The organism is Oceanisphaera ostreae (assembly GCF_042676125.1).
Classification (GTDB): domain Bacteria; phylum Pseudomonadota; class Gammaproteobacteria; order Enterobacterales; family Aeromonadaceae; genus Oceanimonas; species Oceanimonas ostreae.
In genome coordinates this window covers 93,622-109,646 of record NZ_JBHTJS010000002.1, presented here as the reverse complement: position 1 = coordinate 109,646, position 16,025 = coordinate 93,622, and the positions used below count along the sequence as shown (strand labels likewise).

Sequence of the window (16,025 nt, the reverse complement as noted above, 5' to 3'; positions counted from 1 at the left end):
GTGCTATGATTGTGCATAGATACCACAAAAGTATTGAGCTATGGGAAATCAGAAAAAAACAATTAAAACTGCCAACATAAGCAGTCGTGCAATTCACTGCCAAGATTGCAGCATTAGCCAATTATGTATCCCGCTTGGGCTTAATTCCGATGAGTTAGACGAGCTGGATAATATTATTGAGCGTAAAAAGCCGATTCAAAAAGGCCAAGAGCTATTTAAAGCGGGCGAAGAATTAAAATCGCTTTATGCCATTCGCGCCGGAACAATTAAATCCTATACCATTACCGAGCAAGGCGATGAACAAATTACCGCCTTTCATCTAGCTGGCGACCTTATCGGCTTTGACGCCATCAGCAATGGTAGCCACCCTTCTTTTGCCCAGGCATTAGAAACGGCCATGGTCTGCGAAATACCCTATGAAGTGCTTGATGAGCTAGCCGGTAAGCTACCCCGCTTACGACAGCAAATTATGCGTTTAATGAGCAGTGAAATTAATGGCGATCAGCAAATGATTTTGCTGCTCTCTAAAAAAACCGCAGAGCAACGTTTAGCCTCTTTCTTGCATGGTTTGTCGACTCGCTTTTCGCAACGTGGTTTTTCGGCCAAAGAGTTTAGATTGACGATGACGCGCGGTGACATCGGCAACTATTTGGGACTCACGGTAGAAACCGTCAGTCGGTTGCTGGGGCGCTTTCAAAAAAATAATATGATTGAAGTAGACGGTAAATATATTCGGGTGCTTGATGTAATCGAGCTTGCCCGCTTGGCAGGTACGCCCACGTCGAACTCACCGTTAGCTTAAAGCTTATTTTCATAGCAAGGGACGCCTTATGATTAAGTATCAACATATATTAGTGGTCATCGATCCGGTCGCTGAAACGCAACCGGCTCTGCACCGAGCCGTATCTGTGGCCGCTTTGCAAGAGAAGGCGGATATCACCCTCTTCATGGCCATTTATGATTTCTCTTATGAAATGACGTCTATTTTGTCGAGCACCGAACGGGACGAAATGCGCGAAGGGGTACTACAAGGACGAGAAGAGTGGCTAAAAACTCTGCTAGCACCTTATAAAAACAGCACGGTGCAATTTAATCTCAAGGTGGTTTGGCATAGCCGACCTTTTGAAGCCATTATTCAACAAGTGCAAGATGGCCAGCACGATTTGGTGGTTAAAAGCACCCATAAGCATACGCTGATCCAGTCCTTTATTTTTACTCCTACCGACTGGCACCTGCTCCGTAAATGCCCTTGCCCAGTATTGCTAGTAAAACAACAAGACTGGCCAATGGGCGGAAATGTACTGGCGGCGGTAAACTGCGGCAGTGACGATAAAGAGCAAGAAGCGCTTAATAATAAAGTGATTACCGAAAGTGCGGAAGTCGCCCGTCTGCTAACGGCTAATTTACATTTGGTGAATGCTTATCCTATTACGCCAGTGAACATGGCACTTGAGCTGCCCGACTTCGACCCCCATGTTTATAATGCAGCGGTAAAAAGACACCATGAAAGAGCTTTATATGAATATGCGGTGCGTTTCGATTTGGAGTCGAGTAGCCTGCATTTAGAAGAAGGCTTGGCCGAAGAGGTGATCCCGCATTGTGCCGATAAAATTAATGCCAGCTTAGTTATTTTGGGATCGGTGGGCCGCACCGGATTTTCGGCCGCCCTACTCGGTAATACAGCAGAGCAAGTGGTCGATAAATTAACCTGTGATGTGTTGGTGCTGCGCCCCGATACAGAATAGTTGCTTAATCCCCTTGCGGCCGCTTGCCCTCAAGCTGCCAGCCTCTATAATAGCCCCAGTATTTTTGCTGGGGTTATCATGTCTGTTTCTACTAGTTCTGTCTCAACGTCCATTTCAAACACATCCGACTCAAGCCAGTCAGCACCCGCTGTTAAGCAAACTCATAGTTTAAATAAGGTGCAAAAACGACTGCGCCGTCATGTGGGTCAAGCCGTAGCCGATTTCAATATGATTGAAGAAGGTGATCGCATCATGGTGTGTTTGTCAGGCGGCAAAGACAGCTATGCCATGCTGGATATGTTGCAACACTTGAAAGCTCATGCCCCGATTAACTTTGATATTGTGGCCGTAAACCTTGACCAAAAGCAGCCTGGTTTTCCCGAGCATGTGCTACCCAATTACTTAGATAAATTGGGCGTCGAGTACAAAATAGTTGAAGAAGATACCTACTCTATTGTGATGGACAAGGTACCGGAAGGTAAAACCACCTGTGCGTTGTGTTCTCGATTACGTCGCGGAATTTTATATCGCACCGCTACCGAGCTGGGTGCCACCAAAATTGCTTTGGGGCATCATCGTGATGATATTTTAGAAACCTTAATGCTGAATATGTTTTACGGCGGCACCATGAAGTCGATGCCACCAAAGCTGGTGAGCGATAACGGTAAGCATGTGGTGATCCGCCCGCTGGCATATTGTAAAGAAAAAGACATCATCAGTTTTGCCGAGGCCAAAGCATTCCCCATTATTCCCTGCAACTTGTGTGGCTCTCAAGAAAACCTGCAACGTCAGGCAATCAAGAATATGCTACAAGATTGGGAACAGCGTTTTCCGGGACGCATCGCCAGCATGTTTAGTGCGCTACAAAATGTGGTGCCCTCTCACCTGCTTGATCATCAACAGTTTGATTTTAAAAATATCAACAGTGACTCAGGCGTCATCGATGGTGGTGATCTCGGTTTCGATAAGCCCGACGTAGCCCCACGCTTTGTTGATGAAGATGAAAGCGCCCCCGAAGTAGGCGAGCGCTTAGCGATCACCGAATTGAAATGAGCCCTTCGGGCAGCTATAAGGCTTTCAGCCTGCCACTTAGTCACATCTTTTTGTTGATCTTAATGGTGTAATCGGGCGGAGCGCACTACTCCGATCGACTCGCCGTAAACCCATCCCTGGGGGCTCCGCCGCGCCTTCCCTGGCGCGGAGGGTCGGCGGAGCAGACGCACTCTACCCTCTCATGAGCACGGAGTTGCCTGGATTTTGTAGGCGAAAGCTTGCTCTCGCATTGTGCCGCAGGCGCAAATCAGCTTCCTTCGGGAAACTGCTTGATTTAAACCATTAGCTCAAGGGCGTCGGTCATCGATGCCAATAAGCGACACAGTGGCGTGTGGCCGGATAAAGGGATCTTCTTCACGACCATCACATAACAGGGATGTTATGTGTTTGAGCGTCACAGGGATGTGCTTGCAGCGTGTCGATGAAGAAGACCCTTTGTTCGGCAGTTATGCAGGGCGAGCCGACTAAATCATACATCTCATTTTTATTTATAATGCAATCAAAAGATGTGACTAAGTGACAGGCTTTCAGCCGTGAACCATTTTTGGTTTAATACTCTCTACCTAAAATAGGGGACCCTACGACAACACTTGTGCCGATTGGTTTAAGTCTTACTGTAGGGGCGATTCCAGTCGCCCGCCTGTTTCGCTGCACGAATATAGTCGCGAAAGCTAAAACATCGCCTACACCTTACGCTTTACGCTTTACATTAAAAAGTACCGGTTTGGGTTTTACGTAAAGCGTACGGCGTATAACGTACAGCAGCCTTTAAAACCACGGCGTTATTCTAACGGCGGGTAAATTCAAACTACCCTCTTCTGCCAGCTGCGCTTGGCTGAATGTCACTTGTGGCTTGCCGTTAATATCTTGTTCTAACCCCGCTGGGTTTAATTTAATACCTTGTAGCTCGGGCACAAAATATCTACCCGGCCAACCGGCCATTTTTTGCAACAGACGATACATGTCATTTTCTACTGCTCGTAGCTGAGACATCGACACGTCGCCGGCATCTAAGTTTGATTGAATTTGTATTGAAATATCACACTCGGCAGTATCGACCATTTCTAATGCCACTATGGCTTTGTCTAGATCCAGCTCTTTATCTTCTGGCAAAATAAACTGCTGATGAGGCAATACGTTAACCTCACCTCTGATGTTGTTATCTACACGCACCACACCCGACTCAATAGTGCATAAGCCTTGGCCGTCGGTGCGACTTAAATAAAAACCTAATTCCGCATGTTCCACCTGCGCTTTTTTTACTTTCGCCATGTACTTATAAAAACCGCTGTAGCCTAGCTCTAACGGCTTAGCGTGTACTTGGCTGGCTGGCAGTGCTAGCAGTATGGCAACAATGAGTAGCTTTTTCATGCGTCGAAGTGATCCTTGGCAGAATTTAAAGACGCAGCCGCGTCGGATTTAGTATCGGTGGAGCCTTCAATGCCACAGGCTTCACGATACAAAATGCCCTTTACAGTGATATACATTGGCACTGCCCAGACAAGCCCGATGCTGAGCGTAAATATTGCGGCCATAAACAGTAGTGCCAGCAGTAAATGCACGGACAGTAACGCTAACCACTGGCGGGAAAACAACCGTAGCGATGTGGTGATAGCTTGGATTGGTGTCAGCCCTTTGTCTAATATCAGAGGAAAGGTAAACATTAACGCGACACTTAAAATAAGTGTCGGTAGCAAAGATAAAGCCACTGGCAGTCCTAACATTTGTCCCACAGGCAGAAACAGGCTGCTGATGATGCCCATTAATAAACTAGTGAGAGCAAGCGGCAGTAAAAAACGAAAATAATCAAAAATTTGATTAGGCCGAATAGGTTTATCAACGGCACGATGAACGCCCATCATGTCGAGTGCGGCACTCATGGGGGCCATCACCATGGAAATCGCCAAGCCGAGTAGGCTGAATTGCCAAGAAACTTCTTCACTGTCTCCGGTTACGCTCACCAGTAATTGATTAAGCACTAACCAGCAACCCGTTACACCAATTGCCGCCAGCAGCATGGGCATTTTGGCGCCATTAATACGCTGCCATGCTTCTTGAAAAATAGCTTTGGGTGCGAGTGTAAAGCCTTGTTGTAACGACTGTTGCAGTCGAGCGAAACGCGGTTCATTCATTTAATTCAGTCTCTTACTTAAGATGGTGCCATTATAACGAAGGAAGCCAAGGGAGGCAGCAACGCTAAGCTATTATTAATGCAGGAATTATAACACAGCATAGTCACTAGCTTGCGGCTCGTATAACACCTAGTATTCCTTCTTTTTGTGACGGTGCTTGTACTAAAGGTAAAGAATCATCAGCCTACTTTTTGCAGAGATAACAACTCTAGAAATAACAATAAATGGCGTTATCGTGAAGAGGCCATTATGTAGCGCAATCGCTTGAGCGAGCTATCGTTACTCATTCTTGCTGCGTTGGCCGTGGCGAGTTTTAACCCCTCCCCTCATTTCACTCCGCATATTTTTTAAGTAATTCTTCGACGTATTCCACTACTTTTTCGGTGGCGGGGCCATAACGGTGTTCTGCAAAATGACTTTTACCCTGACTGGGCTCTAGGTTTATTTCTATGGTGTGGGCATTGTGCATGGCGGCTTCGTGAACGAGGCCGGCGGCGGGATAGACATTTCCTGAGGTGCCAATAGAAATAAACAGACTGGCTTCACTTAATGCATGATAGATGCGATCCAGTAACAGCGGCATTTCACCAAACCACACCACATGAGGCCGTAGCGGTTCAGGAAACTGACAGCACTGACATACATCTGCAGGGTGAATTGGCCCCGGCCAGTCCATGGTTTGCTTGCTGTGCGGACAACGGGCTTTTAGTAACTCGCCATGCATATGCAGCACATTTTGGCTACCGGCTCTTTCGTGCAGGTCATCGATATTTTGCGTAACAATAGTGACCAGCCCAGGCCACTGTGCTTCTAATTTGGCCAATGCCAAATGCGCCGCATTAGGTTCTACGGTATGCAGCAACTCACGACGAGCATTATAAAAACGGTGTACTAATTCGGGGTCGCGCTGATAACCTTCGGGCGTGGCCACATCTTCTATCCGATGCTCTTCCCATAAGCCATCGCTGGCTCTAAAGGTTCTAATACCCGACTCGGCTGAGATGCCCGCTCCGGTGAGAATAACTATATTACCTTTATGCACTGGCGAGATCCCTCTGTTGGCACTGTATTTATATTCAATGTTTAGGCTAACAGCAACATGGGGTTAAGGCCAATACGGCCTTAGTCTTATTCTTTAAAACATGTAATAAAGAGTGAAGGGTGAAGAGGTCGACATGAAGCACTCTGCACCTAAACGTTCGCTGTGTAATTCCAATCTAAGTAAAAATCAGATCTAGTTTATAATCGGATACGAGAGGAAACAGAGTCAGCTCCCACGACACGCCATAAACCCATCCCTGGGGGCTCAGGAAATGCCATCCCTGGCATTGTCACGGTCGTGGGAGCCGATCTCTATTACCTCTCCTTAAGCACAGAGCTGTCTGTAAAGCGCACCGACAGGCGACCTCGCAGCCTAGAGACGGATAAAGGGATCGACTCCATCGACCATCACATAACAGGGATGTTATGTGTTTGAGCGTCACACGGATGTGCTTGCAGCGGGTCGGTGGAGTTGACTCTTTGTTCGGCTTTTATACAAACAAAAATAGATCCGTTAGTTTTCCAGATTGGTATAAGTTTGCTCCCTTTACTCTTCACACTTAACTTTCTATAAAATAAAAAGCCAGGCGGTGAGGCCTGGCTGTCTTTTATTCGGTAGTTGAGTCTGAACTGTCTTCAGCTCGGTCTTCAACTCGGGCTTTCAATTTTTGCCCCGGTTTAAAGGTCACCACCCGGCGCGCCGAAATGGGTATATCCTCTCCGGTTTTAGGGTTGCGTCCGGGGCGCTCGCCTTTATTACGCAACTCGAAGTTGCCGAAACCGGAAATTTTTACCTGTTCGCCTTGTTCAAGAGCGACGCGTATTTCTTCAAAAAACGCTTCGACCATATTTTTGGCATCGCGCTTGGTTAGCCCAAGTTCACTAAACAGATGCTCTGCTAAATCGGCTTTGGTTAATGCCATATCAATCCCTCAAGGATGCATTAAACTCGTCAGAAAGTGCCGTTACAATACGAGAAACCGTATCAGCAATCTCTTTATCTTCCAAAGTTCGGTGGGTATCTTGCAACACCAAGCTAAGCGCTAAGCTCTTTTTGTCATCACTAATGCCCTGACCTTGGTATACATCAAACAAGTTTAATCCAACCAATTGATTTCCGCCAACTTTCCTAACTAAATCAAGGATATCGCCAGCGGCTACACCTTGATCAACCACCAGCGCTAAATCGCGACGGTTGGCAGGGAAGCGAGAAATCTCGCCAGCTTCAGGTACGTAACGTTGGGTTAGCGCACTAAGCTCAACTTCAAATACATAAGCTTGAGATTTAAGACCCAGCTTACGTAACAGGCTTGGGTGCACGGCTCCTAAGGTACCTACTTGGTGGCCTTGGCTTAGTAATGACGCCGACTGACCGGGATGTAGGGCATTAATATTGGCACGAGCAAAAGAGAAGTTAAGAGCTTGACCACTTAATGCCAATAGGCTTTCTACATCGCCTTTAAGGTCAAAAAAGTCGACCGGCTTATCAGCCATAGCCCAATGTTCACCCACCACAGTGCCCATTAACAAACCTGCTAGCACCGGCGTTTGACGCACGCCATTTTCTGCTGCGTCATCTGGAATAAAGGTTAAACCTTGTTCAAACAAACGTAATCTTGGCTGTTGACGGTTTTGGTTATATACCGCCGCTTGAATCAACCCAGGCCACAATGACACGCGCATTTCTGACATGTCGGCCGCAATGGGATGTGGCAGCACCATGGTTTTTACTTCTGGAAACAACAAGGTCTGCTGCTTAGGGTCAACAAAGCTATAGGTAATGGCTTCTTGATAACCTAAATCTACCAAGGCATCTTTTAAACGATTAAGTGGCAGTTTAGCTTCACTGTGCTGTGACATGGTTAAACCCGCCACTGGGGCTTGGTCGGGTATATTGTTATAGCCGTGGATACGCGCTACTTCTTCAACCAAGTCTTCTTCGATGCTGATGTCGAAACGATAGCTCGGCACCACTACCTGCCAACCGTCGTTGGTGGTCGTCACTTCTAACCCTAAGCGGGTCAGCATGTCATGCACTTGATTGGCAGCAATATCGATGCCAATTAAGCGGTTCAATTTAGCATGACGCAAGCTAACGGTATTCGCGGTGGGTAAGTGTTCTTGGGCAACGGCCTCGACTACTGGGCCGGCTTCACCACCACAAATTTCGAGTAATAGTGCAGTAGCCCGCTCCATCACTTTATGCTGCAACTGAAAATCTACCCCACGCTCGAAACGATGCGAAGAATCGGTGTGCAAACCGTAATGACGGGCACGGCCGGTAATGGACAGCGGGCTAAAGAAAGCACACTCTAACAATACATCACGGGTCTGCTCGGTAACGCCGGTGGCTTGACCACCAAAAATTCCTGCCATAGCAATCGCTTGTTGGCTGTCGGCAATCACTAAGGTGTCGTTGTGTAAGCTCACCTCTACACCGTCGAGCAATGTCAGCTTTTCGTCCTGCTTGGCCATGCGCACCTGAATGTCACCATTCAACGTGGCAAGGTCAAAAGCATGCATCGGTTGGCCCCACTCCAACAATACGAAATTGGTAATGTCGACCACCGCATCGATGCTGCGAATGCCGCTGCGTCGCAGTTTTTCTTGCATCCATAATGGCGTAGTCGCTGCTACATCAATATTTTTAACTACGCGGCCTAAGTAACGCGGGCAGGCGTCGGCGGCAACCAGATTAATGTTAACGGTATCATCGATGGTCGCCGCAACCGCAGGGATCTCGGGCCAGTGCACATCTTGCTGATTTAGTACGCCGACTTCACGGGCGACCCCGGCGATGCTTAAGCAGTCGGCACGGTTAGGCGTGAGATCAATTTCGATAATCTCATCGTTGAGCTGCAAATAGTCACGCACGCAAGCGCCAATGGGCGCATCGGCCGCCAGCTCGATAATGCCGCTGGAGTCTAAGTCGATACCAATTTCGCTGTAAGAGCAGAGCATGCCGTGGGACGGTTGTCCGCGTAGCTTGGCTTTTTTGATTTTAAAGTCACCAGGCAGTACGGCACCGACGACAGCCACCGCTACTTTTAAACCTTGGCGACAGTTTGGCGCACCGCATACGATGTCGAGTAGTTCATCACCACCCACGTTAACTTTAGTTACTTGTAACTTGTCGGCATCGGGATGTTGGCCACATTCAACCACTTCGCCCACTATTACCTGACTAAAATCACCAGCTACTGGCTCAATGCCGTCTACTTCAAGACCTGCCATAGTAATTTGCTCGGCAAGAGCCTCGGTGCTAAGGCCGGTAGTAACCCACTCGTCCAGCCATGATTTTGAAAATTTCATTATTGCTCCTGCCGCTTAACCAAATTGCTTAAGAAAACGCAGATCATTCTCGAAGAAAGCGCGTAAATCGTTCACGCCATAGCGCAACATGGTCAAACGCTCAACGCCCATGCCAAAGGCAAAACCGCTGTAACGCTCGGGATCGATACCCACCGAACGCAATACGTTGGGATGCACCATGCCGCAGCCGAGTACTTCTAACCATTTGCCGTTTTTACCCATCACATCGACTTCGGCACTGGGCTCGGTAAACGGAAAGTAAGACGGACGGAAGCGGATTTGCAAATCTTCTTCAAAGAAGTTGTTTAGAAAATCGTGCAGCACGCCTTTTAATTGGGCGAAGCTGACATTTTCATCAACCAACAAGCCTTCAACCTGATGAAACATCGGGGTGTGGGTTTGATCGTAATCGTTACGATACACGCGGCCCGGTGAAATAATGCGGATTGGCGGCGGCTGATGTTCCATGGTCCGAATTTGCACACCTGAGGTTTGGGTGCGCAACATCAGCTTGGGATTAAAATAAAAGGTGTCGTGATCGGCTCGTGCGGGGTGGTGTGCCGGAATGTTTAGCGCATCGAAGTTATGAAAATCATCTTCAATTTCTGGCCCTTCTGCCACCTGAAAACCTAACTCGCCAAAAAACGATTCAATGCGTTTAATGGTGCGCGTCACTGGATGTAAACCGCCTACCGACTGATGACGGCCTGGCAAGCTAATATCCAGCGTTTCTGACGCTAGCTTTTGGTTTAACTCGGCCAGCTGTAACGCTTCGCGCTTGCTGTTAAGAGCGTCATTTACCGCTTGCTTGGCTTGATTAATCACTTGGCCGGCAGCGGGACGCTCTTCGGCAGACAACTTACCTAGGGCTTTGGATTGTTCGGTAAAAAAACCTTTTTTACCCATGTAATGCACCCGGATGTCATCTAATTCACCGGCGCTGGCGGCAGCCAGGATCTGTGCCTGTGCTTTGACGATCACGTCTTGCAGCTGATCCATGTATTCCTCGTCACTTGCCCGCCTAAGGCAGACACTAAATAATTTGAAGGGCTTGATAGTAAAGGATTTGTGTTTTTTCTGCCACCGCTGAACTTAATCGTAGGTAACAAAAAAGGAGGCCAAGGCCTCCTTTTTTCATTTTATCGACTTAACGACGACTTATGCTGCCAACGCTTCTTTTGCTTTGCTAACCAAAGCGGTGAAGGTGGTTTTGTCGTGTACGGCGATATCAGCCAAAATCTTACGGTCGATTTCAACAGAGGCTTTTTTCAAACCATTGATGAAACGGCTGTATGAAAGACCGTTCTGACGGCTTGCAGCGTTAATACGCGCAATCCACAGCTGACGGAACTGACGCTTTTTCGCACGACGGTCACGATATGCATATTGACCGGCTTTAGTTACTGCTTGAACCGCTACGCGATAGACGCGTGAACGGGCTCCGTAATAACCTTTAGCTTGCTTTAATATTTTCTTGTGACGAGCGCGAGCGGTCACACCACGTTTAACTCTTGCCATAATTTATAATCCTCTTAAGCGTAGGGCAACATTGATTGAACTTGGGCAACATCTGCCGCCGCTACCAAGTTAGTACCGCGCAAATGACGCTTACGCTTAGTACTTTTCTTGGTGAGGATATGGCTTGTGTGTGATTGCTTACACTTAAAGCCACTCGCTGTTTTCTTAAAGCGCTTTGCAGCACCTTTATTGCTTTTCATTTTCGGCATAACAACTCCGCATTGTTAATAACAACAAACAGTCAAGGTGAGCTGGATAACAATTATCCAGCTACTTGTGAAACCTTACTGTTTTTTCTTTGGGGCTAGCACCATGACAGCTTGGCGACCTTCCATTTTCGGGAAAGCCTCCACTACGGCCAATTCGTCTAAATCCGCTTTAATACGGTTTAGCAAATCAAACCCTAGGTCTTGGTGCGCCATTTCACGACCGCGGAACCGCAGCGTGATTTTGGCTTTGTTGCCCTCTTCTAAAAAGCGAACCAGGTTGCGTAGCTTTACCTGGTAATCGCCATCATCAGTGCCAGGACGGAACTTCATTTCCTTTACCTGGATCTGTTTTTGTTTCTTCTTCTGTTCTTTAGTCGCCTTGCTCTTCTCGTAGAGGAACTTGCCGTAATCCATTAAACGGCAAACGGGCGGCTCGGCATTGGGACTGATCTCAACTAGGTCTACACCGGCAGTGGCTGCAGTTTCTAAAGCCTCTGCAATAGTAACCACGCCCATAGGCTCGCCTTCAAGTCCGACTAAGCGAACTTCTGGCAGTCGGATCTCTTCGTTCAGTCGATTGCGAGGAGCTGGTTTGCTCCCTCTCTTAGCACCTTTTATAACCTATCCTCCACTGTTTTCTTTCCGCGAGTTTGGATTTCTTGCTGTATTAGCAAACTAAGCTCTTCTACATCGAAGACACCTAAATCCAATCCTTTCCGGGTACGAACCGCTACTTTGCCGGCTTCGACTTCTTTGTCGCCACAAACGAACATGAAAGGTACCCGCTTCAGAGTATGTTCGCGGATTTTAAAGCCTATTTTCTCATTTCTCAAGTCTGCTTTAGCTCTAATGCCAATTTTATTCAGATTATTTGTGAGATTGAGTGCGTAATCGGCCTGATTATCGGTAATGTTGAGTACGACCACCTGAGTGGGAGCCAGCCAAGTTGGAAACAGGCCTGCATACTCTTCTATTAAAATACCGATAAAGCGCTCGATTGAACCTAGGATAGCACGGTGAATCATAACCGGCACATGGCGTTCGTTATCTTCACCTACATAACTGGCTCCTAAGCGACCAGGTAGTGCAAAATCTAGCTGTATTGTACCACACTGCCATGCCCGGTTCAGACAATCGTGCAAGGTAAACTCAATTTTAGGGCCATAAAAGGCACCCTCACCCGGTTGCAGGTCGTAATCGATGTTAGCGGCGGTTAGTGCTTCTTGTAAGGCCAGCTCTGCTTGGTCCCACGCCTCATCACTACCAATGCGCTCTTCTGGTCGAGTAGACAGCTTGACGACAATGTCGGTAAAACCAAAGGTCTTATAAGTGTCATACACCAAATTAATACAGTCAGACACTTCTGATTGTATTTGCGACTCGGTACAAAAAATATGCGCGTCGTCTTGGGTAAAGCCCCGCACGCGCATTAAGCCGTGTAGCGCCCCGCTGGGTTCGTTACGGTGACAGCTACCGAATTCGCCCATGCGCAGTGGTAGGTCACGATATGATTTTAAGCCCTGGTTAAATATTTGCACGTGACCTGGGCAGTTCATCGGCTTAATCGCATACTCACGATTCTCTGAACTGGTAGTAAACATATAGTCGGCGTACTTGTCCCAGTGACCAGAACGTTCCCACAGTACGCGGTCCATCATTAACGGACCTTTTACTTCTTGGTAGTCATATTCACGTAACTTTTCACGTACAAACTGCTCAAGCTCACGAAAGATGCTCCAGCCGTCGTTATGCCAAAACACCATGCCCGGCGCTTCTTCTTGCATGTGGTAAAGGTCAAGCTGCTTACCAATTTTACGGTGATCGCGTTTGGCTGCTTCTTCTAGCTGCAGCAAATAGCCTTTAAGGGCTTTTTTGTCGGCCCAAGCGGTGCCGTAAATGCGCTGCAGCATTTTGTTTTTAGAGTCGCCGCGCCAGTAGGCACCAGAGGTTTTTTGCAACTTGAAATGCTGACAAAATTTCATGTTGGGTACATGAGGGCCACGGCACATATCAACGTATTCTTCGTGATAATATAATCCGGGCCTGTCGTCTTGGCTGACGTTTTGATCAAGAATTTCTATTTTATAAGGTTCATGCCGCTCGGCAAAGGTGTCGCGCGCTTCTTGCCAGCTGACCTTTTTCTTAATTACCTGATAACCGGTTTTCACCAGTTCTTGCATGCGTTTTTCAAGCTTAACGATGTCTTCTTCGGTCAGGGTATGGTCAAGATCAACGTCATAATAAAACCCGTTGTCGATAACCGGCCCGATGGCCATTTTGGTTTGAGGCCAGAGTTGCTTAATGGCATGACCAAGCAGGTGAGCACAAGAGTGGCGTAAGATGGTTAAGCCATCTTGATCCTTGGCGGTAATGATGGCCAGATCAGCATCGGCTTCTATCAATTCGCAGGCATCAACTAATTGACCGTTAATACGGCCTGCAATACAAGCTTTGGCTAAACCAGGACCAATGTCCATCGCTACGTCCATTACGGAAACGGCGTGCTCAAAGTGACGTTGGCTACCATCGGGAAGAGTAATTGTCGGCATGAAATATCCTTAACAGTGGTGCACCCTACCAAAGCGCACATGTAATGTATGAAAATGAACCCAGATTTGCACAAGCTTCATTACTGTTAACCGTCTGGCGTACTTTGCCAGTTTGGCGCACCTGAAACGACAAAGCCTAAACGACTTAGTGTTGATAAGTGGCACGGGTTAAGGGCACGTATTTTATCAGAACTGCCCCCCAGCTACTAGGCCTTGTGGGCAGCAGCTGCCTGTTAAGAGCCACGGTAACCGCGTTAGGCTTAAAGAGTGATGCCTGCTTTTTCTTGTGCCTGCTGCTTAAGCCAAATAAAACGACTGTGGCGAATATACAGTAAGTCGGCAACTTGACGGATTACAGCCTCTTCTTGCGGATCTAACAGACCGTTGCTAAAAGCAATAACCCATAAGCTATACAGGATGTCCTCTCGCTCGGTGATGGGCAGATTCTTAAGTTGAGAAGTAAATTCATAAAGTGAGACTATTTGGTCTGGCTGTACTCTTTTATCGGCTAATAGTTTTTGTATGTCTGCGGGACTTTGTTTGGTTAGCCGCCCCAGTAACAGCTCGAGTTTTTCGTACTGCTCGTTGCTGGCATCACCATCGGCTAACATCACTTCACTTAATAACGCGGTAATAGCGACTTCTTTCTCTGGAGTTGAGTTTTGCTCAGCATTGTCAGCGGTAAGCCATTGTTTTAGTTGTTCAAGCATCATTATTCCTCTGTATTAGACATCTCGTGATAATGTTCATGCTAAAGCCTTAGCCTATAATATTGACACCCTCTGCGTCAGCACATGGAGATATTATGTGGTCGATTATTGCCAATCAGATTTGTGAGGCGACCAAAACTGACTTTCGTATTATTAATAAGCAGCCACAGGCAGGCGGAGAAATTAATCGCGCCTTTCGTATCGATGATGGCCATACCGCGTTTTTTGTTAAATTAAACGAGGCTGGGCATCCTGATATGTTTCGCTGTGAATGGAACAGCCTAGATCACCTTGGCACCACCAATACATTACAGGTACCGATCCCGATTTGTAGTGGTAGTACCTTGAGCGGCTGTTTTTTAGTGCTAGACTACTTTTCTTTTAATGACGGCACTGAGCATGCTTGGTACGCGTTGGGCCAACAGCTGGCTGCTCTGCATCAAAGCCAACATCAGCCTATGTATGGCTGGGACGAAGACAACTTTTTAGGGCTGTCGATACAACCTAATACGTGGCATAAGAAATGGTCCACTTTTTTTGCCGAGCAGCGCATTGGTTGGCAACTGACATTACTCGAAGACCAAGGTATTCACTTTGGTGACATCGACGATATTGTGACGGCTGTTAAGCAGCGCCTCATTCATCATCAGCCGAGCGCTTCTTTACTGCATGGGGATTTGTGGCGAGGTAATGTGGCCTTTTGTGACACTCAACCCGTAATATTCGATCCCGCCAGCTATTTTGGTGATCGAGAAACGGATATTGCCATGACGGAGTTATTTGGCCAGTTTCCTCATGTGTTCTATCAAGGATATAATACGGTGTGGCCGCTGGATTCAGGCTATCAAGGGCGGCGTGACCTATATAACCTTTATCATTTACTTAACCATGTTAGCCACTTTGGCGAGCCCTATCGTGAACAAGCAAGCAGCTGCATATATCGTATTACTTCCAACTAGGAGAGTTCATGTCATCCTCTGTGGTGTTGATTACTGGTGCCGCCAAACGTATTGGTGCCGCAATAAGCCGCCATTTACATCAATTGGGTTATCGGCTGGTGCTGCATTATCATACGAGCGACACCGCCGCCCTCGCCTTACAGCAAGAATTGAATGCTATTCGACCACACAGCGTGCATATAGTCCGGCAAGACTTGACTCAACTGGACCAATTAGCGGCCATGGCGGATCGGGTTCTGGGTTGCTTTGGCCAGCTAGATGGTTTGGTTAATAACGCATCCAGCTTTTATCCCACGCCACTGACCTCGAGTACTCCGATGCAATGGCACGACTTAATGACGACGAATGCGGCGGCCCCCTATTTTTTAATTCAGGCATTACTGCCTGCCTTACGTCAACACAATGTAAATCAACAAGGCGGGGCTATTGTTAACATGGTGGATATTCATGCTGAAAAAGGCTTACAGCATCATCTGTTATATAGCATGGCAAAAAATGCGCTGGCCACTCTCACCCGAGGGCTAGCAAACGAATTAGCACCGGACATTCGCGTAAATGGTGTCGCACCGGGTGCTATCATTTGGCCTGCGCACGAGTTAACTACCGAGCAAAAACAGCAGGTGTTGGCTAGTATTCCTATGGGGCGCTTAGGGCACGCACAAGAAATTGCTGAAACGGTGGCATTTTTATTGGCGGGACCTGGGTATTTAACCGGTCAGATTATTGCGTTAGACGGTGGACGCTCGAGCCGAGGATTAAGCGAGGCCTGATAAAATAAGGCAACAGCCTTACGTTTC

General features: G+C 47.5%; 16 protein-coding genes. 5 read left to right on the top strand and 11 right to left on the bottom strand.

From position 1 onward, the window contains the following. Nucleotides 1-40 precede the first annotated feature (40 nt). From ACFQ1C_RS00915 to ttcA, 3 genes are all read left to right on the top strand, one after another. Nucleotides 41-802 (top strand): FNR family transcription factor, encoded by a 762-nt coding sequence (locus ACFQ1C_RS00915; RefSeq protein ID WP_379556653.1) that lies wholly within the window; start codon nucleotides 41-43, stop codon nucleotides 800-802. A 28-nt stretch (nucleotides 803-830) separates the two neighbouring features. Then, entirely contained in the window at nucleotides 831-1,745 is a 915-nt protein-coding gene (gene uspE / locus ACFQ1C_RS00910) for a universal stress protein UspE (protein WP_379556652.1), read from the top strand. Nucleotides 1,746-1,823: 78 nt separating this feature from the next. Next, nucleotides 1,824-2,798 carry a tRNA 2-thiocytidine(32) synthetase TtcA gene (gene ttcA / locus ACFQ1C_RS00905; RefSeq protein ID WP_379556651.1) on the top strand — a complete coding sequence of 325 codons (975 nt, stop codon included), beginning with the start codon at nucleotides 1,824-1,826 and terminating at the stop codon, nucleotides 2,796-2,798. Between the two features lie 768 nt (nucleotides 2,799-3,566). Here the strand turns inward: ttcA and ACFQ1C_RS00900 are convergent. From ACFQ1C_RS00900 to ACFQ1C_RS00850, 11 genes are all read right to left on the bottom strand, one after another. After that, nucleotides 3,567-4,169: a DUF2987 domain-containing protein gene (locus tag ACFQ1C_RS00900; RefSeq protein WP_379556650.1), complete on the bottom strand. Its 603-nt coding sequence runs from the start codon at nucleotides 4,167-4,169 to the stop codon at nucleotides 3,567-3,569. Beyond that, complete coding sequence (locus ACFQ1C_RS00895; protein ID WP_379556649.1) at nucleotides 4,166-4,930, bottom strand: hypothetical protein; 765 nt, start codon at nucleotides 4,928-4,930, stop codon at nucleotides 4,166-4,168. The genes ACFQ1C_RS00900 and ACFQ1C_RS00895 overlap by 4 nt, the downstream gene beginning before the upstream one ends. Nucleotides 4,931-5,261: 331 nt before the next feature. Next, nucleotides 5,262-5,981 carry a Sir2 family NAD+-dependent deacetylase gene (gene cobB, locus ACFQ1C_RS00890; RefSeq protein WP_379556737.1) on the bottom strand — a complete coding sequence of 240 codons (720 nt, stop codon included), beginning with the start codon at nucleotides 5,979-5,981 and terminating at the stop codon, nucleotides 5,262-5,264. 598 nt (nucleotides 5,982-6,579) lie between these two features. Beyond that, nucleotides 6,580-6,894, bottom strand: coding sequence for an integration host factor subunit alpha (locus ACFQ1C_RS00885; RefSeq protein ID WP_379556648.1), 315 nt, complete (start codon nucleotides 6,892-6,894; stop codon nucleotides 6,580-6,582). A 1-nt stretch (nucleotide 6,895) separates the two neighbouring features. Then, nucleotides 6,896-9,283 carry a phenylalanine--tRNA ligase subunit beta gene (pheT, locus tag ACFQ1C_RS00880; protein ID WP_379556647.1) on the bottom strand — a complete coding sequence of 796 codons (2,388 nt, stop codon included), beginning with the start codon at nucleotides 9,281-9,283 and terminating at the stop codon, nucleotides 6,896-6,898. A gap of 15 nt (nucleotides 9,284-9,298) precedes the next feature. Beyond that, on the bottom strand, nucleotides 9,299-10,282 hold the full coding sequence (gene pheS, locus ACFQ1C_RS00875) for a phenylalanine--tRNA ligase subunit alpha (protein WP_379556646.1): 984 nt from the start codon (nucleotides 10,280-10,282) through the stop codon (nucleotides 9,299-9,301). Between the two features lie 159 nt (nucleotides 10,283-10,441). Beyond that, nucleotides 10,442-10,801 carry a 50S ribosomal protein L20 gene (gene rplT / locus ACFQ1C_RS00870; protein WP_379556645.1) on the bottom strand — a complete coding sequence of 120 codons (360 nt, stop codon included), beginning with the start codon at nucleotides 10,799-10,801 and terminating at the stop codon, nucleotides 10,442-10,444. A gap of 14 nt (nucleotides 10,802-10,815) precedes the next feature. Then, a complete protein-coding gene (gene rpmI, locus ACFQ1C_RS00865; RefSeq protein WP_379556644.1) occupies nucleotides 10,816-11,010 on the bottom strand; it encodes a 50S ribosomal protein L35 in 195 nt (64 codons plus the stop codon). A gap of 75 nt (nucleotides 11,011-11,085) precedes the next feature. Further along, the gene (gene infC / locus ACFQ1C_RS00860; RefSeq protein ID WP_449290055.1) at nucleotides 11,086-11,583 is read right to left on the bottom strand and encodes a translation initiation factor IF-3; all 498 of its coding nucleotides are present in this window, start codon (nucleotides 11,581-11,583) and stop codon (nucleotides 11,086-11,088) included. Between the two features lie 41 nt (nucleotides 11,584-11,624). Then, on the bottom strand, nucleotides 11,625-13,559 hold the full coding sequence (thrS, locus tag ACFQ1C_RS00855; protein ID WP_379556643.1) for a threonine--tRNA ligase: 1,935 nt from the start codon (nucleotides 13,557-13,559) through the stop codon (nucleotides 11,625-11,627). 260 nt (nucleotides 13,560-13,819) lie between these two features. Then, nucleotides 13,820-14,269, bottom strand: a complete 450-nt coding sequence (locus ACFQ1C_RS00850) for a tellurite resistance TerB family protein (protein ID WP_379556642.1) — start codon at nucleotides 14,267-14,269, stop codon at nucleotides 13,820-13,822. Nucleotides 14,270-14,364: 95 nt separating this feature from the next. On the opposite strand from ACFQ1C_RS00850, the gene ACFQ1C_RS00845 reads away from it, so the two are divergent. Both ACFQ1C_RS00845 and ACFQ1C_RS00840 read left to right on the top strand, forming a co-directional pair. Continuing rightward, complete coding sequence (locus ACFQ1C_RS00845) at nucleotides 14,365-15,228, top strand: fructosamine kinase family protein (protein ID WP_379556641.1); 864 nt, start codon at nucleotides 14,365-14,367, stop codon at nucleotides 15,226-15,228. Nucleotides 15,229-15,236: 8 nt separating this feature from the next. Continuing rightward, on the top strand, nucleotides 15,237-15,998 hold the full coding sequence (locus ACFQ1C_RS00840) for a pteridine reductase (RefSeq protein WP_379556640.1): 762 nt from the start codon (nucleotides 15,237-15,239) through the stop codon (nucleotides 15,996-15,998). The last annotated feature ends 27 nt before the right edge of the window (nucleotides 15,999-16,025 follow it).